The 25089-nt window shown below is 33.1% G+C and carries 14 protein-coding genes; 11 read left to right on the top strand and 3 right to left on the bottom strand.

Features of this window, described 5'->3' with window-relative positions; translation table 11 throughout:
- Window positions 1–112: 112 nt before the first annotated feature.
- The 11 genes from RM697_RS00395 (at window position 113) to uvrB (ending at window position 20269) form a co-directional block, all read left to right on the top strand.
- Window positions 113–1657: a DUF8740 domain-containing protein gene (locus RM697_RS00395; RefSeq protein ID WP_311425856.1), complete on the top strand. Its 1545-nt coding sequence runs from the start codon at window positions 113–115 to the stop codon at window positions 1655–1657.
- A gap of 117 nt (window positions 1658–1774) precedes the next feature.
- Entirely contained in the window at window positions 1775–2752 is a 978-nt protein-coding gene (locus tag RM697_RS00400; protein ID WP_311425857.1) for a hemagglutinin protein, read from the top strand.
- 28 nt (window positions 2753–2780) lie between these two features.
- On the top strand, window positions 2781–3569 hold the full coding sequence (locus RM697_RS00405; protein ID WP_311425858.1) for a T9SS type A sorting domain-containing protein: 789 nt from the start codon (window positions 2781–2783) through the stop codon (window positions 3567–3569).
- A 148-nt stretch (window positions 3570–3717) separates the two neighbouring features.
- Window positions 3718–7569, top strand: a complete 3852-nt coding sequence (locus tag RM697_RS00410; RefSeq protein WP_311425859.1) for a two-component regulator propeller domain-containing protein — start codon at window positions 3718–3720, stop codon at window positions 7567–7569.
- 273 nt (window positions 7570–7842) lie between these two features.
- Entirely contained in the window at window positions 7843–9708 is a 1866-nt protein-coding gene (locus tag RM697_RS00415; RefSeq protein WP_311425860.1) for a tail fiber domain-containing protein, read from the top strand.
- A 121-nt stretch (window positions 9709–9829) separates the two neighbouring features.
- A complete protein-coding gene (locus RM697_RS00420; protein WP_311425861.1) occupies window positions 9830–13705 on the top strand; it encodes a two-component regulator propeller domain-containing protein in 3876 nt (1291 codons plus the stop codon).
- Between the two features lie 119 nt (window positions 13706–13824).
- Complete coding sequence (locus RM697_RS00425; RefSeq protein WP_311425862.1) at window positions 13825–13971, top strand: hypothetical protein; 147 nt, start codon at window positions 13825–13827, stop codon at window positions 13969–13971.
- 19 nt (window positions 13972–13990) lie between these two features.
- Window positions 13991–14416: a lipocalin-like domain-containing protein gene (locus tag RM697_RS00430; protein ID WP_311425863.1), complete on the top strand. Its 426-nt coding sequence runs from the start codon at window positions 13991–13993 to the stop codon at window positions 14414–14416.
- 5 nt (window positions 14417–14421) lie between these two features.
- Window positions 14422–15912, top strand: coding sequence for a tail fiber domain-containing protein (locus RM697_RS00435; RefSeq protein ID WP_311425864.1), 1491 nt, complete (start codon window positions 14422–14424; stop codon window positions 15910–15912).
- Window positions 15913–15918: 6 nt separating this feature from the next.
- Window positions 15919–18063 (top strand): tail fiber domain-containing protein, encoded by a 2145-nt coding sequence (locus RM697_RS00440; protein ID WP_311425865.1) that lies wholly within the window; start codon window positions 15919–15921, stop codon window positions 18061–18063.
- A 202-nt stretch (window positions 18064–18265) separates the two neighbouring features.
- Entirely contained in the window at window positions 18266–20269 is a 2004-nt protein-coding gene (uvrB, locus tag RM697_RS00445) for an excinuclease ABC subunit UvrB (protein WP_311425866.1), read from the top strand.
- Window positions 20270–20315: 46 nt separating this feature from the next.
- On the opposite strand, the gene RM697_RS00450 is transcribed toward uvrB, so the two are convergent.
- From RM697_RS00450 to RM697_RS00460, 3 genes are all read right to left on the bottom strand, one after another.
- Complete coding sequence (locus RM697_RS00450; protein ID WP_311425867.1) at window positions 20316–20717, bottom strand: TerB family tellurite resistance protein; 402 nt, start codon at window positions 20715–20717, stop codon at window positions 20316–20318.
- Between the two features lie 391 nt (window positions 20718–21108).
- Window positions 21109–24300 carry a CHAT domain-containing protein gene (locus tag RM697_RS00455; RefSeq protein WP_311425868.1) on the bottom strand — a complete coding sequence of 1064 codons (3192 nt, stop codon included), beginning with the start codon at window positions 24298–24300 and terminating at the stop codon, window positions 21109–21111.
- 42 nt (window positions 24301–24342) lie between these two features.
- Complete coding sequence (locus RM697_RS00460; RefSeq protein ID WP_311425869.1) at window positions 24343–25089, bottom strand: tetratricopeptide repeat protein; 747 nt, start codon at window positions 25087–25089, stop codon at window positions 24343–24345.

Here is a 25089-nt window from a genome sequence, read left to right on the forward strand (position 1 = left end):
ATACACTCAAATTTACGTATTCTGTAATAAAGAAACACACTTTTACATTCTACCTTTAAAATGTTAACCCAATAGAATAGTTTTATTCATAACATTAAATAATCAATTTGTTATGAGAACTATATATATAACTCTTTTTGTTTTTTTTAGCGTCTTTGGATTTGGGCAAGGTGGCATTAATTATAAAGCCATAGTAAAAGATAGTAATGGTAATGTTTTATCAAACGATTTAGTTACAATACAATTTACATTAATCCAAACCACAGAAAATGGTACAATTGTCTATCAAGAAACCCATACTCCTGCAACAGATGATAATGGTTTAATTATTGTAAATATAGGAGAAGGGACACCTTCTGCTGGGAATTTTGATATTATAGATTGGGGCGCCACATCTTATTTTTTAAACGTTCAAATAAATACAGGAAGTGGTTTAATTGATTTAGGAACTACAGCATTTAAGGAAGTACCTTATGCCAAACATGCGCTAGTTGCCAGTGAAGCTCGAAATTTATCCGGATTAGAAGCAATTGATGAAGGGAATAGTGATGGTTGGCGGCTTATTGGAGCTAACCCAAATAATTATGGTAACATTGGAGGCTTAGCTGTGGATTTGAGCAGAAATGATTTTGCTTCAACTACAGCAGGTGCAACTGGTTCTATAGCTATTTCAACTGGATTTAGAACCACAGCTTCAGGCGATTTTTCATTAGCCTCAAACTTTAGTACTAATGCTAATGCCTATGCCTCTACATCTTTTGGTCGCTATAATGTTGGAGGAGGTAATAGTGTTCAGTGGGAAGAAACAGATAAACTATTTGAGATTGGAAACGGTACTAATGATGCTAATAGGAATAATGCCTTTACAATATTAAAGAATGGCAAAGTTGGTATTAATGATGCTACTCCAGTTTATTTAATAGATATTGAAAATGATGATTTAGCATCAAGATCAATATTTATTGATCATAATAGTACTTCTTCAGGATCAGCACAATATGGATTATATATAGATTTAGATAAAAATAACTTTTCAAGTGTTCCTGCCTATGGAAGCTATAGTAGTGTTTTAAATACTGGTGGTACAAGTTATGGATCATATTCACGTGCAGATTCTGATGCAATTGATGACTCTGATGCTTATGGAGTTAGAGCAATAGCAGATAATGATAATGGCACAGGAAATACTTATGCTATTTATGCTTCTTTACTAGCCTCTAATGCTTCAGGAGATAAATACGCAGGTTACTTTGCTGGAGATGTATTTACAACTGGATCATATTTACCGTCTGACGAAAATTTGAAAACCAATATACATCTTACTCAAGACAGCGCTTTAAGTAAATTAATGGATTTGCCGATTGAAAATTACATATATAAAAATGATACTTATTGTGATATTAATTTACCAAAAGGTTTTCGTACTGGCTTTACAGCACAAAATGTTGAGCGAATTATGCCTGAACTAGTTAAAACTGCTACTCAACCAGCTCCAACAAAAGAAGAAATTGAAGCTGGAGCGCAACCAATGGATGATATTCAATTTAAGGCTGTGGATTATACAGGTATGGTACCTTATTTAGTAAAAGCCATACAAGAGTTAAAACGAGAGAATGATCTGCTAAAAGCTAGGGTCGAGGCTCTAGAAAACAACTAATGTTACATCTGTTATACATTTTGGTACATATGTTAAATCAGCTTTAAACCTAATTTTAGAATTTTGAAATATCAAATATTTAATGTTTACCTGTAATTACTCTAGACACTAATTAATATGAAGACAACATCAATCACATTAGGTTTATTACTGATAACTTCTTTTCTATATAGCCAAACCATAGAAAAATACAGTATTGATTCAGGAGGTGCATCAGCGACAGCTGGAGGCATAGAAGTTTTATATACCATTGGCGAGGTTGCTATAGCTGAGCGTTCAGTTTCTGGAGTCTCCCTCTCTGAAGGTTTTATCAATCCAGAATTTAGATTGCAGATTAATGCTCAGGTGCTCTTGCAAGGTCCAATACTTAATCCAGATACTGCTGGACTGATGAACGACGACCTAAGGAGCGGTGGATTGTTGCCGACCACGACACCTTATGCAGATGCAGCAACCTGTAATGCTTCTGTTCTTAATGCTACTGGCAATAATGCCATAGTGGATTGGGTGTGGATATCTATACGTTCTAATAACGACAATCAAAGACAAATACAAGGACGTTCTGCACTATTGCAACGAGATGGTGATATTGTAGATATAGATGGTACTTCTAATGTAGCCCTAAGCATTCCGCAGAACACCTATTACATTGCCATACAACATCGCAATCATTTGGGTGTGATGAGTGAAAATCCTGTTCAGTTTAGTGATGCCTCTGCTGTAACTATTGACTTTAAGGATTCAGGATTCTCAACCTTTGGTGCTAATGCACAAGTAGTGTTGGGCTCTGGTGATACAGCACTTTGGGCAGGTGATGCTAATGGTGATAAGTCTATACAATTCTCTGGAGGTTTAAGCGATGCTAATGCTATTAAGGATTACATCTTAGCAGATGTTGCTAACCTTTTCAATTTCATTACGTATTCATCAAGTGGTTATTTATCCTTTGATGTGGATTTAAGCAGCTTATCTAGATTCTCTGGAGCACCAAATGATAGTAATATTATTAAGGATAATGTACTAGCGTTTCCTGGTAATTTTTTCAATTTCCCAACCTATATCATAAACACTACAGTACCAACAATCAATAATTAAGAATTAAGAATTAAGAAAAATATTTATTATGAAAAAAAATTACACTTTACTGGTTTTTATGTTAATCTCCAGCCTTGGTTTTTCACAAGGTTATGAGTTTGCTCTACAGCACAATGGAGGCTACACCTTTTCTGTCATTGCTACACCAGATTTTGATGCCACAGATACTGACATATCAGATATAGGCTTTGCACTGATGCTACCTGCTGGTAATGCAGATGTAACCAATGTTAGTGATTTTAATGCTCGTGTTTGGGGAACAACAGAGTTCACTGCAGCACAGCTCACAGGTTTAGGCTTAGGTGATGGTACAAGAGATGGGTTTTTAATGAATCTGCCTCCAGGACAAACCATACTATCGCACAGTAATGGTGTACCTTTTACTTTGGTTAGCTTTGAAGTTAGCAACATGCCAACAGCTGGTGTATTAGAAATATTACTTAACACAGACCCAATTGCACAAGGCTTAGGTGGTGCTGTGGATAGTTTTTATAATGCTAACATAGATATGACTACGACGCAAAACTACTTTGCAGGTATAACCTCTGGTATGGAAAGTTTTATGTTCTCGCTATTAAACGTGGAGGAGGTTACCAACAACCTAGAGCTTAGTGTTTATCCTAATCCTACAAAAGACAGGGTAACCATACAAACCGAAATGTTACTCGATCATGTAGAGCTCTACGATATTACCGGAAAACGAATCGCTATATTTTATACTAAAGACATTAATGTATCTAACTTAAACTCTGGTGTATATTTAATGAAAATACGACTCGAAAATGCAACTGTAGTTAAACGAGTAGTGAAAGAGTAGTTATTGTTTAGTCAAAGGTAACTATGAAATAGTTTAGTTAGATGAAAGGTATATATGATTTAAAGTATATACCTTTTGTCTTATATTTAAGAAATCAATTTAATGATTAATAGTAATAAAACATTTTATAATATAGGGTTGTAACTATATGATTAAAAAACTATTGTTTTTATCTACTTTGTTGTGTTCAAACCTTATTCAAGGCCAAGCAGACATTGAGCCTACTTTTCAAAATTTCAATGAAATAAAACAAGAAATTTCTGGACAATGGATTTCTTCATTACTTCAAGATAAAGATGGCTTCATTTGGGTTGGTTCACAAGATGGATTATATAAATATGACGGAAAAAATTTTAAAGCCTTTCGTTATAATCCTACCAATAAAAATTCATTACCTGCAAACTGGGTACGCTCAATGCACCAAGATGAAAATGGTGTATTTTGGCTTGGAACTCATGGTGCAGGATTAGTGAAATTTGATGAAAAAACTTCAAAATTCACTAAAGTTGATATGTCTTCTACAGCAGAAAGTGATAGTCCTGTTTTGATTTTTGATGTTTTCACAACAAAAGCATCTACAATTTGGGTGGTCAGCGGAAGTGGATTATTTAGAAAGTCTCAAGAAGATTCAGAATTTTTAAAAATTAAAAAAGCAAGTCAAACAACGCGTGTTTATGAGCTAGATGATGGAACTGAAATTGTGGTTTTTGAGAACAAACTTTTTTCTTTTAATAAATCAACTGGTAGGCTTGATGAAGTGTTGAACAGTTTTTCAATAGATCAACTCATAGTCACAGGTGAAAAATCAATTATGTTTATTTCTGATGGTAAGTTATTTTATTATGATTTTAATAAAAATCCTTCAGAAATTAAAATGCCTAATAATGACATTATCACCACAATGTCTAATCTGCAAAATGGCAAATGTATTATCATAGGTGAAAAGAAAAATTACAGTTTTGATTCAGAAGCTAAAACCTTTGAAATTTACAATTATAACCTACAACAATTTCAACGCATAGGAATTAATAAATTACTTATAGATACCCAAAACCTATTATGGATAGCTACAAGCAGAGGTTTGTTTAAAGAAAGTTTATTGGGCAAAGTTTTTACAGGTTCAATAGATTATCATGCGAGGAAAATCTTAAAATACTCAGACACCATTTACATAGGTGGCGGAAAAGGCTTACATAGGATTATTAAGAATTCAAACAGAATCCTAAAGCAAGAAACACTTAATGATACCAGAGTAACTTCACTTTGTAAAACTAAAGATGGTTTGTGGTTTGGTCATTATTATGGTCGTGTTTTTTTTATTGATAAAAATGATAATATAACCTCTTTTGATTTGAGAAAAAATGGTAATGACGAATCACTTAGAATCTATGGTATTGTTGAAGATAAAAATAACAGAATTTGGGTTAGCACATGGAGAGGACTATACATGCTTAGTGCTAGCGGTGAAATTCATAACATCTATCGTTTAAAATCTAAGCATGATGGTAAAGACGTTAAAATACTAAGGTTGCAGATTGATAGAGATGACAATTTATGGGCAATTACTGTTGGAGATGGATTGTACAGAATTCCTAATGTCTCTAATATAGATGATGCAAAAGATGTATTCAATTATAAACATTATGCGCATAACAATACAACTAAAAATTCTATAAATTCTGATGTTGTTATGGAGATTCATCTCAATCAAAAAGGTGAAATTTGGATTGGTTCAGATTTTGGAATCAACGTTTATAACAGAGAAAAAGATAACTTCTTACCACTTATTGTCAATGGAAGTTTTTTTGATAAAAAAGTAATGGCAATAGAAACTGATGCTAATAATTTAATGTGGATTAGTACTATAACAGATGGTATTTATATATACGATAAAGCAAATAATAGATTGCTTAATCTTAGGGAAGAAGATGGTTTAATTTCTAATGCATGTTTATACTCATCAAGTACTAGAGATAACAATATACTCTATTTCGGAACAGATAAAGGTGTGCAGATTATTGACGCATCACGTTTTTCGTATCCAGAAGTTTTAAGCTTCCCAAAATTTACATCATTACAAATTATGGGAGAAAATTCTGAAGAAATTTTAGATTTTTCCAAAAAAAATCAACCAATTACTATTAATCATAATCAACCTAATTTTTCGGTAAGCTTTGCGATAACAGATTATCGTTTTCCTGATAAAATAAAATATTATTATAAACTAGATAATCATACTACGTGGACAAAATCTGACGACAACACTATTAATTTTAATAGCCTTAATTATGGGAATCATACGCTTTCAGTAAAAGCGGCATACCAAGCTAATGATAATGTGCCGATCACATCATTAGCATTAAAAATTAATCCACCCTGGCATCAATCCATCTTTGCATATATACTCATTTTTTTAGTACTGGCTTCGATCTTGTTCTATTTCTTTCAATTACGATACAGGCAAAAAGTAGCAACCACTAAGCTGAGAGCTATTGAAGAATTAGATGCAATAAAATCTAATTTATTCACCAATATTTCTCACGAACTAAGAACACCACTAACTTTAATTTCAGGGCCAATTGAGCATCAATTAACCAAAGAGCACATTAAACCAGAAGATAAAGAAGAACTACATTTAGTGAAGCAAAATGCAGATCGTCTTTTAGATCTGGTCAATCAACTTATGGATCTAGCTTTGATTGATTCTGGCCAATTAAAGTTAAACATTACTGAGGCTAATCTAAGCCTGCTTTTAAAACAATCGGTTGATGTGTTTCAATATCAAGCAGAAAAGAAATCACTCAAGATAGCATCGAGTATTAATCAGCTAGAATCTGTTTGGTTTGATAGTGATAGCGTAGAAAAAATTGTTTTTAATTTACTCTCTAACGCCATTAAATATGCCACACCAAATTCTACTATTTTATTTCAAGCGAGTCAACAAAATCAATCTTTTGTGCTATCAGTAGTAAATAAAACATATAAAAACGATAAAGATTTAACGGTTCTTTTTGATAGGTTTTATCAGCAAGATGCTTCAGCGCAAGGTGTTGGTGTTGGTTTAGCATTGGTAAAAGAGCTGGTGCAACTTAATAATGGAACCATATTAGCAAATAAGCTTGAGGATAATAAGATTCAGTTCACTGTAACCTTACCAATAACAGCAGCTGCTTTTTCTGCATCTGAGGTGATTCAAAAAGAGATTAAGACAGCGATTGCAGAAGAAAATACAGTTGAAACTACCAATGATGTTACCGTTATACTAGTTGTTGAAGATGATCATGATATTAGAAAGTTTGTAACTAAAACCTTTCAAAATCATTATAAAGTAATTGAGGCTAGTAATGGAGAAGAAGGCGTAAACCTAGCGTTGCAACACATTCCAGATTTAATCATTAGCGATGTCATGATGCCAATAAAAGATGGTGTTAGTCTATGTGAAGATTTAAAAACAAATCAGTTAACCAGTCATATACCTATTGTATTATTAACTGCAAAAGTAGGAGGAGACAACGAGATTAAAGGCTTAGAAATAGGAGCTGATGCCTACATCACCAAACCATTTAGTGTTGATCTACTCAAAACAAGAGTAAAAGCGTTGCTTGAGATTAGAAAACAACTGCAAGCATATTACAGTAATGGTTTTGCCCTAACTCCTAATGTTAAAATCACGACCACTGAAACAGATTTTTTAAAGCGTCTAAAGGAAATTCTTGAAATCAATCTCACAAGTTCAGAGTTTACTAGCGAACGTTTTGCTGAAGAAATGCTCATGAGCCGAACGCAATTACACAGAAAATTAAAAGCTATTGTTAACATGACGGCTTCAGAATTTTTGCGCCTAGAGCGTCTAAAATTAGCTGTTCAGTTTTTAAAAGAATCTGACAAAACAGTTACCGAAATTGCTTATCAAGTTGGCTTTAATTCACCTTCCTATTTTAGCCGATGTTTTAGAGAAACCTACGGCACATCGCCAAACGAATATCTTGCAAAAGCGTAAGTAAACCCTTCCATATTCTTCATTTCAGAAATTTTGACACATATTTTCATGACTCTGGAACATATTTAATAGTCACCAATATCTTGCTTAAATACATTTGTATTAGTTAAAAACACGTTGTGCGACAATGATAAAAAGTGCTAAAAAAAACACTGAGGATACAACCTCTAAAATATATATAAGCATAGATCACCTTAAAGAAGGATTCTATCAACTCAACGTATTAAAAGACAATAAAGTGATAAAGAAATTAAGTTTTAAAAAGTAAATATTATGAAGATTAAATTAACCCTTTTAACGCTATTTATACCTATAATGATTATAGCTCAAGTAGGTATTAACTATTCTGCCTTAGTCAAGGATACAAATGGTAATGTACTTAATAACACCAATATTATTGTACAATTTACTGTTGAAATTAGTGGTATTGCACAATATCAAGAAATACATAATACAACAACAGATGCTAATGGTATTATAAACTTAACTATAGGTTTTGGATCTGCTACTTTAGGAACTTATAGCGCAATTGATTGGGGTTTTGGGTTGGTTGACCTGAATGTTCAAATTGATTCAGGAAATGGATTTGAAGACCTTGGCACAACACTCTTTAAAGAGGTACCTTATGCTATTAAAGCTTCTAGAGCAACTGTTGCACAATCTGTTGAAAACATTGAAGGTTTAGAATATGCTTTAGAAAACGGGAATTTGGGTTGGAGATTGGCCGCAAAAGATCCTGATACTGCTGGAGACATTGGTGATAATGCTATTGATCTTTCATTTGCCACATTTGATAATACAACCTTAGGAGCAACAGGTAATTCTGCTATAGCATTAGGGGTAAATAGCGAAGCATCTGGATACTCATCCTTTGCCATGGGAGAAATAGCAACTGCCAGTGGAGAACAAGCCTTTTCCTTTGGTGATCAAAGTAGAGCAACGGGTGATTTTTCGGTTTCAATGGGCTTTAATAATGGAGGCTTTGGAGATTATACAGCTGCGTTTGGGCGTAGCAATTTGGTCTATGGAGATTACTCATTTTCCGCTGGTTCTAGCAACCAAATATCTAGTTCAAGTGAACGAGCTTTTGCTTTGGGTGAATCTAACTACATTGATGGATCAAGATCAGGAGCTTTTGGTTTTGATAATCGAGTTTTAGCATCTTCAGCTTATGCTTTTGGGAATGACAACTTAGTAGAATATTCTTATTCAGCTGCTTTTGGGCAAGAGCATACAATTTCAGGCTTTAATTCTTATGCTTTTGGTTATAATAATATTGTAGATAGATCAAGTTCTACTGCTTTTGGTTCTAGTTGTGAACTGTTAGGAAGATCGTCATACGCTTTCGGAGATAATTTAACGACTTATTCAGAAAATGAGATTGTTGTAGGGCAATATAATACATCATATAGCCCAGTTTCGGGCACTACAACATGGTCAAACTCAAATAGGTTATTCGTAGTTGCTAATGGATATAATGTCTTTGGATCAATTATTCGAAGAAACGCCTTAACAATTTTAAAAAATGGTAATGTTGGCATTGGTACAGATACACCACAAGCAGATTTGCATGTAGCTGGTGTTTTTAGAATAGGTACAGAAACTATTGAAGATGGTGGTAATAATAATTTACGTTTTAATGCTAGTTTATTTCCTGATAATGATGATGCAATGGGTTTAGGTAGTCCTAATTTACGATGGATTGGAGTTTGGGCTACAGATGGTACTATTAATACTTCAGATAGACGTGAAAAGAAAAATATTATTGAATTAGATTATGGTTTAGATGAAGTCTTACAAATGCAACCTGTAAGCTTTAATTGGAAAAACAGAGACAATAAAGACAAAAAGTTAGGCTTAATAGCACAAGATTTATTAAAACTAGTTCCAGAAGTTGTAAAAACCCACGACTGGGAAACTGATGAAGCTGGAAATAAAATTAAAACGGAATTAGATAGAATGGGAGTGTACTATTCAGATTTAGTACCAGTACTCATTAAAGCTTTGCAAGAACAGCAACAACTTATCAATAGCCAAAAAGTAAAAATTAACGATTTATCTGCTAATGTTGATAGCTTAAAAAATTTAGAAGCAAGAGTCAAGTATTTAGAATCCCTAATACAAGCCGCTAATAAGTAATCCCTAAAATGTAGTTAATGGCGTGAGGAATAACAACAATTAGCGTTGGCGTTATTCCTCTTATAAATGAGTAGTTAATCTCTTTTTTGATTTATACCTAAGCATTCAATAACTTTACTCAATGTATAAGCATCTTGTAAAGTTATGTTTTGTTTTACTATTTGCATGTTTTGAATTTGTAATTGCACAAAATCAAAAGCAGTATGCTTTCCGTAACCTAACCGTTAATGATGGTCTTTCACAAAATAGTGTAGTAAGTATTGCTCAGGACTCTGTTGGGTATATTTGGTTTGCTACTCAAGATGGATTGAATAAATATCAAGGTCATTCGTTTGAGTATTTCAATAAACAATTTCAAGACATTACAAGAGCAACCTATGCACAGTTAGGTCAAGTATATAGTGATAATTATGGCGATTTATGGTCCTATGCTTCAAAAGAAATAATAGAGCGTTATGACTATAATGCAGATGCTTTTGATAGTTTAGCTTCAATTAAAAATGGAACAGTTTTCTTCAGGAAAAATGAAAGGGAACTTTGGATGGGAACTTTGGATAACGGAATCTTTAGTATTGATTTAAGTACAAAGCAAACAAGGAAAGTCCATCAAGATAGTTTTAATGAACTGAGTGTTTTTGACATTCAGTATATCGATGATTCAATATTTGTTGGTACTTCTGACGGATTATTTAAAATAGAAAGTAATGATATTATTCATCATTTCAGCAATACAACCAGCTATAATATTAGTAGTATAGCTCAACAAGGTGTAGACCTTGTGTTAGGTACTTTTCAAAATGGGATTAAGATTTTTGATATTCAAAAAAACGAATATAAAGGAAGTTTTAGTGATCTACCATCAAACCTAAATATTCAGGATGTTTTTATGGATTCTAAAAATCGTCTATGGATAGCAACTTATGGTAGTGGTCTTTATTTAATTCAAGAAAATAGTGAGGTGCTACATTTCAAAGCAAATAAAGAAGATCCTTATGCATTACATTACAATGATATTTTAAAGATATATGAAGATAATACTGGAAACATTTGGTTTGGATCTGATGGTGCAGGATTGAGTTATTATGACGAGCACTTAGTAAAATTCAATGTATTAACCAGTAAACAAGTTCCTGAAGATATTCATGTAGATGTCACGAGAGCAATAACAGTCGATTCTCTAGATCAAGTGTGGCTTGGTACTTCAGGAAAAGGACTTTCTCGATTGGATTTAGATAGCAGAAACTATAAAACCTTTACACCATCCAACTCAAATTTGGCAAGTAATCGTATTATGAGTTTACTATATGATCAAGGTGCTATCTGGATTGGTCATCAAACAGAAGGCTTACAGATGTTAACAAATAACAACAAATTTCAGTCGTTTCCAGAACTGAAGGATTTAGGAATTTGGAAAATTTATAAAGATGACAGAGGTTTAATTTGGTTATGCACGCGTACTTCAGGATTGCTTCAGATCAATAAAAGAGGTGCAATCATAAATCAATTTAACACCAATAATTCTGGGCTTACTACAAATAATATTAGAACTGTTGAACAAGGAGATAAGAACAGCTTATGGATTGGTACAGAAGAAAACGGACTGTTTAAACTTGATAAGCAAAATTCTGAAATTGAAAAAATCACTCCTGTCAATGACAAAATAAAATCACTTAGATATTACAAGAACGACTTGTGGATAGGTACCAATGGTAACGGAATTAAGAAACTAGATGTACAATCACTAGTAGTGACTAGTTATGATGGCGATTATAGATTACCCAATAATGTTGTTTATGGTTTACTTCCTGATGACAATGGTAATTTTTGGGTAAGTACAAATAAAGGGGTTTCAAGATTTTCACCAGAACATCCAAGAAAGCAGTATGTGGAAGATTATACGCTTATAAATGGTTTGCAAGCCTATGAGTTTAATACTGGTGCGTATTACAAAGCACCTAACGGAACGTTATATTTTGGAGGAATTGAAGGAATAAACTGGTTCAACCCTTCAACAATAACCTACAATGAAGTAGCTCCCAAAACGGTGATTTCAAAATTTGAAGTATTCAATCAAGAATACAATATGAGTAGTTATCGCGAATTTGAACATACTGACAATACAGTGACATTTACCTTTGCTGGACTACATTTTTCGCATCCTGAAAAGAATTTTTATCGCTATCAATTAGAGGGTCTCAATGACAATTGGACTTCTCCTGAATATAATAATGTTGCGCGATATACTAGTTTGCCTCCAAATGAGTATACATTTAAAGTATTGTCTAGTAATTATGAAGGTATTTGGAATAAAGTACCTGCTACATACAGTTTTACTATTTTAAAACCTTGGTACAAAACTAATATAGCATATAGTATTTACCTGTTACTTTTTCTGTTAGCACTATATACGATTTATAGCTATTTTAAATTTAAATGGAAATTAGAAACCGATTTACAATTAGAGCACGCAGAAACAGAACGCTTAAAGCAATTAGATGAGTTTAAAAAGAAGCTTTACACCAATATTTCTCATGAATTTAGAACACCACTAACGCTTATTTCTGGACCTATAGATAAGCAATTGGCAAATGCAGATTTAAATGTAACTGAGCGTGATGCCTTAGAATTAGTCAAACAAAATGCCAATCGTTTATTAGGTCTAGTAAATCAAATGATGGATTTATCATTGCTAGATGCAGGACAGCTCAAACTGAAAGTAATTCAAGGTAATTTGGGTATTATCTTAAAGCAACTAGTGGCTGCTTTTCAGTTTAAGTCTGAAGAGAGAAATATAAAAATCATATCATCCATCGATCCATTAAAAAATTGTTGGTTTGATCAGGATATTATGGAGAAAATAAATTCAAACCTATTGACCAATGCCATAAAATATGCACCTGAAAATTCTGAGATTATCTATAATGTGAAGCAACAAGAGACTCAAGTTGTGATTTCTGTTATTAATCAAAATAATGAGATAAAAGCTGATAAATTAGGAAAACTGTTTGAACGATTTTATCAAAAAAATGAAGCATCAGATGGTATTGGTGTAGGTTTAGCCTTAGTAAAGGATTTGGTAACCCTTTCTAAAGGAACCATTTTAGCCAATACACTTGATGAAAATAAAATTCAGTTTAACGTAACTCTTCCATTACATCAAGAGGCTTTTGAAGCTTTTGAAAAAGTATCAAAGCATGTGTCTAAAATAGATGAAAATTTTAAAGGAAAGGTAACTAATACGAAAGAGGAGCCTACCATCTTAGTGGTTGATGATGAAGATGATATTCTAGAATTTGTAAGCTCATTATTTAAAGATACCTATCAAGTCTTTGCTCTTAACGATTCTCAAAAGGCTATGGAGATTGCTAAACAATCACTTCCAGATTTAATCATTAGCGACATTATGATGCCAGAAATTAGTGGCTTAGAACTCTGTAATCAGTTAAAAAAAGATCCTCTAACCAGTCATATTCCAATAATTTTATTAACGGCAAAAGTTACAAAAGACCAGCAAAGAGACGGCTTAGAAACTGGAGCTGATGCTTATGTAACAAAGCCTTTTGATACCGAGACTTTAAAAATTAGAGTTGCTAAACTCATTGAAAATAGAGAGCGCTTAAAACAACGTTTCAATGAGCAACCTATACTCACAAAAGCACTTGAAGTTACTACTGTAGAAGCCGAGTTTATGAAACGACTCAAAGAAGTACTTAATGAGTATTTAACCAATCCTGAATTCACATCAGATGCTTTTAGCAAATATATGCTTATGAGCAGAACGCAACTTCACAGAAAATTAAAAGCTGTTGTTGGTATGACCACATCAGAGTTTATTCGTTCACAACGTCTACTCTTGGCAAAAGATCTTTTAAAGAAACAGAAAGTAAACTCTTCTGAGGTAGCTTATCTGGTTGGTTTTAATTCCCCAAGTTATTTTATTAAGTGTTTTAAAGAGACTTATAACCAGACACCTTCTCAATTCCAATCTTCTAATTAACTAAAAATCAGTTGTTAATTACTAGTTGTAACATATGTTTTACCAATTGAAACATATGTAGTATAACTAAATCTACAACTAAAATAGTTTTGTAGAGGCAAGATCATAATTACATGCTAATGACTGAAAATAACACAACTACTGAAGTGGAGAATACACTGCCTTCACAACTTTATATAGCAGTAGACCATTTAAAAGATGGTATGTATCAATTAAACATCATGAATAATAATACAATAGTATCCTCAATACAATTTAAGAAATAACCCTATAAATAACATTATTATGAAAACATTAAAATCAAATTCAATTAAATTAATCACAGTGTTTTGCCTATCAGTTTTATTAAGCGCTTGTAGTAACGATGATGATTCATCATCTGGTGATCAGCAAACTACCTTAGAATTACTAACTTCTGACACTTGGTATCAAGAATCTAGAACACCAGGCACATTTACCGATTGTGAAAAAAACAGCTCATTTAAATTCAATAGCAATAATACATTAAATGTAGAATCTTTTGAAGATGATGCTGGCACATGTGAATCAACTGGTATGGTAAGTGCAACATATACATTAAGTGGAGATGATTTAACCATCATGCTGGGACCAGATACCATAATGGCAACGATAAATAGTGTTTCTGAAACAACGCTAAGTGTTACTGATGATGAGGGTGAAACGGTTGTTTTTGATAAAACACAAGGATAAACACCATGAAAAAATTAGTTTCACTTTTATTTATAATAGCTTTTACCTCTGTTGGCATTGCTCAAAACGGCATCAATTACAAAGCCCTCATTAAAGATGCTAATGGTAATGTGTTGTCTCAACAGCAGATTGACATAAAGTTTACGATTCAGTATGATAGTGGCTCAGTTTTTGGAATTGTAACAGAATATAGTGAAATACAAACCGTAACAACGGATCAAAATGGCATAATAGTAGTTGTTATAGGTCAAGGCAATGTAATAGCAGGTAATCTTTCAAATTCAAATTGGGGCGAAAATTTATATATGATTACTGAAATTGATATTGAACAAGATGGATCGTATATTAACTTTGGTAATGAATTTCTTAATACCGTACCTAAGTCGTATAGATCACAGATTTCGGATAGAGCAATTACTGCAATAACTGCTGAAAACATGAGTGGTTTAGAAGCTATTGATGAAGGGAATGGTATTGGTCATAGACTTATTGGTAGGGATCCAAATAATTATGGCAACATAGGTTTAGATGCCGTTGATTTGAGTATTAGTAGTTTTTCTTCAAATATTAGAGGTGCTTCAGGAGCAGCATCATTTAGTGTAGGTGATGCAACTATTTCTTCTGGTGCATACTCGTTAGCTGGTGGACAAAATAGTGTAGCTGAAGGTAATGTATCAATGGCATACGGTTTGTTTGTTAGGGCAGAGGGTCGATTTTCAGTGGCCTTTGGAGATGAAACACGCTCGGATGCAAGAAATACATTCACGATAGGTAGATTTAATATTGGTGGTGGTAATTCAGAATCTTGGATTTCTACAGATCCGCTTTTTGAGGTAGGCAATGGTACAACTAACGGTCTTCGCAATAACGCTTTAACCGTTTTAAAAAACGGAAATTTGGGTGTCAATACTGCTGAGCCAGAAGTTAAGCTTCATGTTACAGGTGGTACAGATGCAGGCTTAAATCAAGATGGAGGATATGTGGTGTTAGGAGATACCAATGGAAGACATATGGTATTTGATAATAATGAAATCATGGTTAAAGAAGGTAATCAACCCGAAACACTTTTTTTAAATAATGATGGAGGTTTTGTAAGTGTTGGCGGAACCATAATAAACAGTAGTGACCGCAGATTAAAAAAGGAAATAGAAAAATTGCCTTATGGATTGAATGAGGTACTTCAATTAACGCCAAAACAGTACTATTGGAAAAATCGTGGTGAACAAAACTACAAATCAATAGGTCTAATTGCCCAAGAAGTGCAACCTATTATAAACGAAATTGTACATAAAGCAAATAATGAAGATAAAACCCTAAGCGTAAGCTATATTGAATTAATACCAGTTTTAATCAATGCCATTCAAGAGCAACAAGAAATTATAAACAGTCTAAAAAATGATAATAAATTGCTGCAAGAAGAACTTCTTCAAGTCGTTAGTAATTATAATAATTTTTTGTCGCGCATAGAAAAATTAGAGGCACAATCATCAAATTAAAACACTATGAAAACCAATAATCTAATAGTCCTATTCCTCTTAATTTTTGGAATTGGTACTTCACAAAACGGCATCAATTACAAAGCACTTATAAAAGATGCCAATGGTAATATCATGCCTCTTAGCACTGTTGATATAGAATTTACGATACTAGAAAATTCAAATGTCGTCTATAAACAATTACAAAATTTATCTACAGACCAAAATGGAATTGTCATTACAACTATTGGAACTGGTTCACCAATTCTAGGTGATTTTAATGCGATCAATTGGTCAGAAGGCAATCATTACTTAAATGTTAAAGTGGATACAGGAAGTGGCTTTGTAGATATGGGAACAACCCAATTTACGCATGTACCTTATGCGTTAAATTCAGAAAAAGCTAGTAATGTTGCTCTTGAAATAGTTGAGGGAGATAATGGTTATAGAATTGCTGGCAGAGATCCAGATTTTTATGGAGACTTAGGACTAGATGCTATAGATTTTAGTTATTCAGTTCTCAATGACCAAGATTATGGAGCTATTGGAACTAGATCATTAGCAGTAGGAGCGCAAATTATAGCTTCAGGACAGGAGTCTTTTGCTACTGGAAGTGAGGCAACAGCTTTTGGAGACCAATCTATAGCTATGGGAAATAAGGTTGTAGCCACTGGAAATACATCTGTAGCTATGGGTAAAAATACTACAGCTTCAGCTTTAAATGCATTCGCAGTTGGGCAAAATACAGAAGCACTAGGAGAATCGTCATCAGCCTTAGGAATTTATACTAATGCAGAAGGCAAAGCTTCAGTGGCTTTAGGAAATGCTACAACGGCTTCTGGAGAGGCATCCATAGCTGTTGGTGATGGTACAACAGCGTCTGGTAATGCTTCTAGCGCAATTGGTAACCACGTAACTGCGCGCTCTTTTTCAGAGACTGTAATTGGAAGTTATAATAGAGATTACACACCAAACTCAGCTACGTCTTGGAATGCTAATGATCATCTCTTCGTTGTTGGCAATGGTACTGCTTCTGCTTCTGATAGAAGCAATGCCTTAACAGTACTTAAAAATGGAAAGATTGGTATTGAAACAATTAATCCTCAAACCAAGTTGCATATAACAGGTGGTAGTGATGTAAGTCTAGCTAATAACAATGGATATCTTTTATTGGGTGATACCAGCGATGGCAATATGGTAATAGATAACAATGAAATTATGGCTAAAAATAATGGAGCTGTTGCCAATTTATTATTACAAATTGAAGGTGGTGATGTTTTGGTTGGTGGAGAAATTAGAGTTAATGAAGTTGAAGATACTGGTGTTGCCATGCGTGTTAATGGTGATGAAGCGTTGTGGTATAATGGCACCTATTTCAGCTATGGCTTTGGAGGTGAAGCCAATTATTTTGCTGATAATATTGGTATAGGTACAACTACACCAGATTCTAGATTGCAAATTGTTGGAGGTTCAGATGTTCAGGTAGATAATGGTGCTGGATACTTAATTCTTGGTAATACAGATGGTAAAAATATAGCTCTTGATGAAAATGAAATTATGGCTAGAGATAATAATGGATTTTCCACGCTAAACCTTAATATTAATGGAGGTACAGTAGCTACAGGAAATAATCTTAGAATCGGAGAAACAGAACTTCTCGCAGTAAGCGATATATACCTTCGTACATCAACGACATTTACACCTTTGGGAGGAACCTCCCCAAGTTTAGGGAGTCAGCAACATCAATGGTGGGATGTGTGGGCTTTTTTTGGTTTTGCTACCACATCAGATAAGCGTAAAAAAACCAATATTCAAAAATTAAACTATGGTTTAGAGGACGTTATGAAGTTAGAACCTGTAAGTTATAATTTAAAAAATCACCCAAATACACCAACCAAAATAGGGTTTATTGCTCAAGATTTACTGGAAGTGTTACCAGAGGTTGTGGCTACCAAAGATACCAGCCCATTGACCTCACGTTCTAAGTCTAAAGATGCTTCTGACACCATGGCTGTTTACTATTCAGATATTATTCCTGTTTTAACAAGAGCTATTCAAGAACAACAGAAAATCATTGAATCGCAAAACGCTCGTATAAACAAATTAGAAACTCTAAGTAATGAATTAGCTGCACTTAAAGCAGAAATTGCTGCTATAAAAAAGAGTTTATAAAGACATTAAAGACGCTATTAATCATGTGGAGATTGAGGAAGCAACAAAAACTTTGGTTGGCGTTGTTTCCTCTTTTAGCTTCAGGTATGTAATAGTGCTACATTACTTGTTTTATCTATAAACCTAAACTATATCTCTAAGAGAAATTAAGAGATTCCTTAATGCGTTCGGAATGACAAATACATTGTCGTAACTTTGCCAAATGCGCTTTAATATTGAATCAGAATTTAATCCAACCGGAGATCAACCACAAGCTATTAAACAATTGGCTCAAGGCATAGATTCTGGCGAAGAATATCAAACCCTTTTAGGTGTTACAGGTTCTGGTAAAACTTTTACAGTTGCTAATGTAATTGAAGCAGTACAACGACCAACTTTGGTGTTAGCGCATAACAAAACTTTGGCAGCACAGCTCTATTCTGAGTTTAAACAGTTCTTTCCTAATAACGCTGTAGAGTATTTTGTATCGTATTATGACTATTATCAACCAGAGGCCTACATTCCAGTTTCAGGCGTTTATATAGAGAAAGACTTATCAATTAACGAAGAGATTGAAAAAATGCGATTAAGCACAACATCGTCTTTGCTTTCTGGTCGAAGAGATGTGTTGGTTGTGGCTTCAGTATCGTGTTTATATGGTATCGGAAACCCTGTGGAGTTTCAGAAAAATGTTATTTCTATAGAGCGTGATCAAGTTATTTCTCGTACCAAGTTATTGCATCAGTTGGTACAGAGTTTATATTCTAGAACAGAAGCCGATTTTAATAATGGAAACTTCAGAATAAAAGGAGATACAGTCGATGTGTTTCCAGGTTATGCAGATCATGCGTATCGCATTCACTTTTTTGGTGATGAGATTGAAGAGATAGAGGCATTTAATGAGCAGACCAACCAAATTATTGAAACCTATGATCGTTTGAATATTTATCCAGCCAATATGTTTGTTACTTCTCCAGAAGTTCTGCAAGGTGCTATTAAAGATATTCAGGATGATTTGGTAAAACAGCATGATTATTTTAAAGAAATAGGAAAACATTTAGAAGCAAAGCGTCTAAAAGAACGTACAGAGTTTGATTTAGAAATGATTCGCGAGTTAGGCTATTGCTCTGGCATTGAGAACTATTCTCGCTATTTAGATGGTAGAGCACCTGGAACACGACCATTCTGTTTACTAGACTATTTTCCGGATGATTTTTTAATGGTTGTAGATGAAAGTCATGTCACGATTTCCCAAGTACATGCAATGTATGGAGGCGATAGAAGTAGAAAAGAAAATTTAGTAGAATATGGTTTTAGATTGCCAGCTGCTATGGACAATAGACCATTAAAGTTCGAAGAGTTTGAAGCACTTCAAAACCAAGTTATTTATGTCAGTGCTACACCAGCAGATTACGAATTACAGAAAACAGATGGTGTTTATGTAGAGCAAATTATTAGACCAACAGGGTTATTAGATCCAGTTATAGAAGTAAGACCAAGTTTAAATCAGATTGATGATCTTATTGAAGAAATTCAGCAACGTGTAGAAAAAGATGAACGCACTTTAGTGACGACATTAACTAAGCGTATGGCTGAAGAACTAGTGAAGTACCTTACCAGAATTTCTATTCGTTGTCGTTATATTCATAGTGATGTAGATACTTTGGAGCGTGTAGAAATCATGCAAGATTTACGCAAAGGATTGTTTGACGTTTTGGTTGGCGTTAACTTATTACGAGAAGGTTTAGATTTACCAGAAGTCTCTTTGGTTGCTATTTTAGATGCTGATAAGGAAGGTTTTTTACGCTCAACGCGTTCATTGACACAAACCGTTGGTAGAGCAGCCAGAAATCTTAACGGTAAAGCGATTATGTATGCAGATAAGATTACCAAAAGCATGCAGAAAACAATTGATGAAACGGAGTATAGACGTGAAAAACAGATTGCCTACAATACAGAGCATAATATTACACCTACAGCATTGAATAAAAGTTTAGATAATGCGTTGACGAAAAACTCTGTAAGTACTTACTACTACGAATTAGAAGCTCAAAAAGCTGCAGAGCCAGAATCGGAATATTTAAGCAAACCTGAATTAGAAAAGAAAATTCGTGATAATAGAAAACACATGGAGCATGCAGCCAAAAACCTAGATTTTATGGAAGCTGCAAAGTTTAGAGACACCATAAAGATGTATCAAGATAAGTTAGAGAAATTAAAAGTGTAGTTTTCTAACTACTAACTACTAACTACTAACTACTAACTACTAACTACTAATTATACTGTACCTTAAAAATATCAATTAAAAAATCTGGCGGAACTACCTTATTAGGAAAACTCTCCATAAGGTCTAAAACTCTATTAATGGACTCGTGACTTAATCCCATTCTTAATCCAAAATTATGAAGTTTTACTAATTGTTTTGGTGTAATGTGTTTATCAACATTCATTAATAAGACTAACCTATGAAATTGTACAATACGTTCGCTATGAGATTTTAAGTGGACATAAGTCACTGGATGTTCAAAAAGATAATCAAAATCTTCTTGTGAGATATCTAACTGTTTAGCAACACCTAATAAAAATCTATATTCAATGGATTTTATGTTTTCGTCTGTCATTGCGAAAGCTATCATCTCTGATAACAAACTCAATTTTTCTACACGATTAATCATAGCGGAAGGGATTAAATTCTATGGTATAAAATTAAATAGAACAAATCGGTTGTTATCGTAGTTATAATGCGGCTTATCGAAAAATAATTAGTATTTAATCGGTTAAATTCAACAGTTATCAAAATGAAACTATGTAGTTGGTCGATGTTTTTTGAAATAAGTAATTGATTATTAGATATTTAGTAAATTAGTTTTAAACTATAAATTAACATAACCCTAAAATTCTAGCTGCATATTAATACTAGAATTTTTTGAAAGAAAATTCTAGTATCTTTAAATTATCATTATTTAATGATGACTTATTAATATGAATTCGATGTAATACTATAAACCCACTATGCTATTAATTAGGGAATATTTAGTGAAGGGTTAATAAACTGAGAGCTGTAATTTAAGCAGCTCTTTTTTTATTAATAATTATTCCGAATAATAAGATGAAGATAAATCCTAAAATCCAAAATACTAGATGAGATGATGTTTTAAAATTAATAGGAGAAGCATCACCTATTAAAATTAATCCAGCCCAATATTGTGGTACAATAGTTCGGCCTTCAGCACTAGCCATATAATTAAGTTTTGCTTGGCGTAGCGCTTCATCTTTTGGTAGTCCGTCATTTAGACCATTGTAAAACAACTCAATAATTTCTGTGCTAGATTGCTCATCTATTTTCCATAGGCTTGTGAGTATACTCTCGCTTCCAGCATAGTTAAATGCATGTGCCAAAGAAATCATGCCTTCACCTGCCTGATAGGTTGGTTTACCTGTTTCACAAGCGGTAAGAATGGCTAAATTAGCGTTTAGGTTGAGGTTATAAATTTCATAAGTATGCAGATAATTGTCATCTCTATTTGCACTTTTAGCAAAAATTAAACGAGATAATTCAGGTGATACATTATTAGATTCGGCATGTGTGCCAATATGAATAATCTTATGCTCATTAGCTTCGTTAGTAAAAACCTGTTTTGTTGCTTTGTCGTTTAAAAAAGTATGCCCTCCAAAAACACGAGAATATTCCTTGGCTAAATCTACACTTAAGGGTTGAGGTAATAAGGTTAGATAGATTTTATCAATAGTTACAGAATCTGAAATAGCTAATTTATAATCGTTTTTCATATCATCATTAAACTCTGGAGCAAATGCAATAAAATCATTGGAATAGTTAATAGTATTTTTGGATTCATCTAAAAGTAATAGACTATAATTATAAGAGATTTTGTGTTTTGCTAGTAAACTATTAATTGCTAAATCTTTAAAACTCTGTATTGGTTTTGGCGTAAGAGTTTCAAAACTTAGATTGAATAATTCAGCATCAGGAATTATAATAATTTTATCTGTCTTAATGTAACTTTCAAATGGTTTCCATATCTGGTTGTAAAGTTTATAATAGATCTTTGATAACTGTGTAATATTCTGTTGGTTTTCTGATAGTGTTTTAATTTGATCACTTAGACTAGTTGAATTTAATCTGACTAATGCTTTATCTGTTTTAGTAACGATAAAAGCATAAAGATTTTCTTCAATATATAAGTAACGAATTATGGTTGAATTATCTGGAATATTGTTTTGCAAATTGGCTGATGATTCTTCTAAAGTTGAATAACGCATTTGATAATATTTCGGATAATTTGTGCGTAATGAATCTCTAAAATTAACCCAGTTAGTTTGTGCAGAGAAGAAATCATCAATAGTATAATTGTTGCTTAAAGAAGAAGATAAGGTTCTTTTTAAGTCCTTTTCTCTTTTTAAGACGGATTCAGGAATATTGGCAAATGCAATGTCATCCTTTAAATTTAATCTAGATCTAATTCTGTTGTACAAAGCAGATTCGTGTAGTGTAATAATATCATCTAAATATCTTTTCTCTTTAGTGAGTTCATATAATTTAAGACGTAATTTTTTAGCAAAATTAAAGAGATCATTATGTTGAGAAATGAGTAAACTTACATCTTCATGTGATCCAATAATAGATTTCCGTTTTGCTATGAGCTCAATGCCATCTTCAATCTTTAATAATTCTTTTTTAATATCTTCTACCTTAGGATTTTCTAGTAATTCATAATTTGATTTTGCATTGATTAGTATTGCCAATGGTTTAGAATAATCCATAAGAACAGCATCTGCTGTTTGGCTGTTTTTAAGTATATTGTTATTAAAATTAATAACTTCATTACTGTATCTAATTGCAGCTTCATAGTTCTTTAACTTATAATTTATTTTTGCAATTGCAGTAGTAGATATTAAATCTTGCATAGTGTTTTTAAAGTCACCTTGCTTAATTTGAGTATATACTTCTTCTGCAAGTTCTAAAGCTTTTTCTTTGTATCCATTATCTGAATATGCTACAGCCATTGAGCTTAACTCATCTAGAAGATCTTTATTGTAATTGCCTTTATAATAAGAACGCATGTAACGCTCTCCAGTTTTGGTATAAGATAATGCTTCATTAAACCTACCTTGATTGCTCAATACCTTAGCTAGAGTACTATTGGCAGACATGTACCAATAAAGTACACGTTCTGGGTTGTCCTCCGAGCTTTCTATTGCACTTTTTAATAAAGTTTCAGCACCTTTTAAATCTTGTGTATTAATTTTTGCTTGCGCCAAAATTATTTTTGAAATAATAATATTTGGATCGTCTTCATTCAAGTCTTTTTTCTTCTGGTTAAACGAATACGTAATTAGCTCCTCAGCTTTACTAAATTCACCAATAGAATTGTAGAATACTCCAAGATTATCAATAGCAGCTAGTTGACTGCGTTTTGCACCACGTTTTTTTTGCTCATCCTTTCCTGTTCCTTGATAACGCTGAAAATTAGTAATGGCTTCTTTAGAATAAGAAATTGCATCAGAATTTTTACCCAAATTATTAGCTACTATAGCTAGATTCATACTTACCAAAGCAGGACGATAATAGAGATTAATAGGAGTTGGATCTGTTTTTTCTAATGCTTTTTTAGAGGCTTCAAAGTAATATAAACAGCTATCCATTTTAGCTTGATTCCACATAACACCACCAAGAGAATTATAGATTTGTTGATAAAACTCATAGTCTTGCTTATCACTTTGCTTTAAAAAAGCAAGGCTTTTTTTGTAGTGTTTATTTGATGCGGAAAAGTTCCCCATTGAAGACGCATAATAGCCAAGATTGTATTGTACTTCTGCTGTTACTTCATTTTTTCTCTCTGATAGTTGATTCGCAAACGTAAGTGCTGTTTCACTAGCTTTATATGCTAGGTCAGGATGACCAGCGTCTGAGTAAATCCAAGCTAAATTTTTATAAGCATAAAGCGAAATCTTAGGCGAGTTATACTCTATTAATTCCTGAACAAAAGCTTCAGAATTTTTTACAGCAGTATTCCAATTATCATTAGCTAGTACTTTGTGTCCAATATATTCTATGTATTGTGGTAAGGTATCGTAATCCTTAATACTTTTAAAATATTCAATCTGCTTATATAGCTCTTTTTTAGCTTCCTCAACGTTTTGCACTTTTAAAAGTGCATCTATTTTTGCAGGACCAACTAGAGTATCACTTTGAGCAAAGGAATTGAATACAATAAGTATTGATGTTAAGAGCAACATGTAAAAAGAATAGCAAGATATCTTCATTGTAAGGACCAGATTTTAGTCGTTGAGTTCAGATAGAAGGGCTTTACTATTAGCAATGGTACTCAAGTTAAGATATTTTTTAGCAAGTTCCATATTATTGGCTTGTAAATAAGCCAAGCCAAGGTAATAGTATGCTTCATTTTTAAAAGCGCTCCCTTCAGTTGTAGTAACATGCTCTAAGAGAGGAATTGCAGAATTAACATCCTTGTTAGCCATTTTTGCAACACCAACAAAATAATTTAATGTATCATTTTCTGTTTTGGTTTTAAGTAGTGCATTCCATTTAGAAATTGCAGTGGCATAATCACCTTGCTTGTAATTTACCATAGCATCATAAAACTCAAAATTAGTATCCTCAGTACCCATTAGAGTAGGTAAACCTGGATCAGCTTTAAAGTAGTTGGCATATAACGTTTCATGAGTATTTATATTAAAATACCACAAGCTACCAAGTCCCAATAAAATCACAACTGAAGCCGCTACACCGAATTTCCTATACCAAGGCAGCTTAATAACTTTAGTTGTATGTATATCATCATTTGTAAGAACTAAGTCTTCATAGAAAACATCTAATTTATCTTTTAAAGATTCTATTTCAATGCCATCCATAAGCGTTTTTACATCCTCTAGTTTTTGTTTTAAATTATTATCAATGGTTAGTTTTCGTTCAAAAACTTCCTTATCTCCACTTGGCATGGTATTGAGCAAATACTGCTCAATAGTGTTAAATTCTTCTTGCGATATAGTATTATCTTGGTTCAT

Origin of the sequence: Microcosmobacter mediterraneus, from assembly GCF_031846265.1 — a bacterium.
Taxonomy (GTDB): Bacteria; Bacteroidota; Bacteroidia; order Flavobacteriales; family Flavobacteriaceae; genus Microcosmobacter; species Microcosmobacter mediterraneus.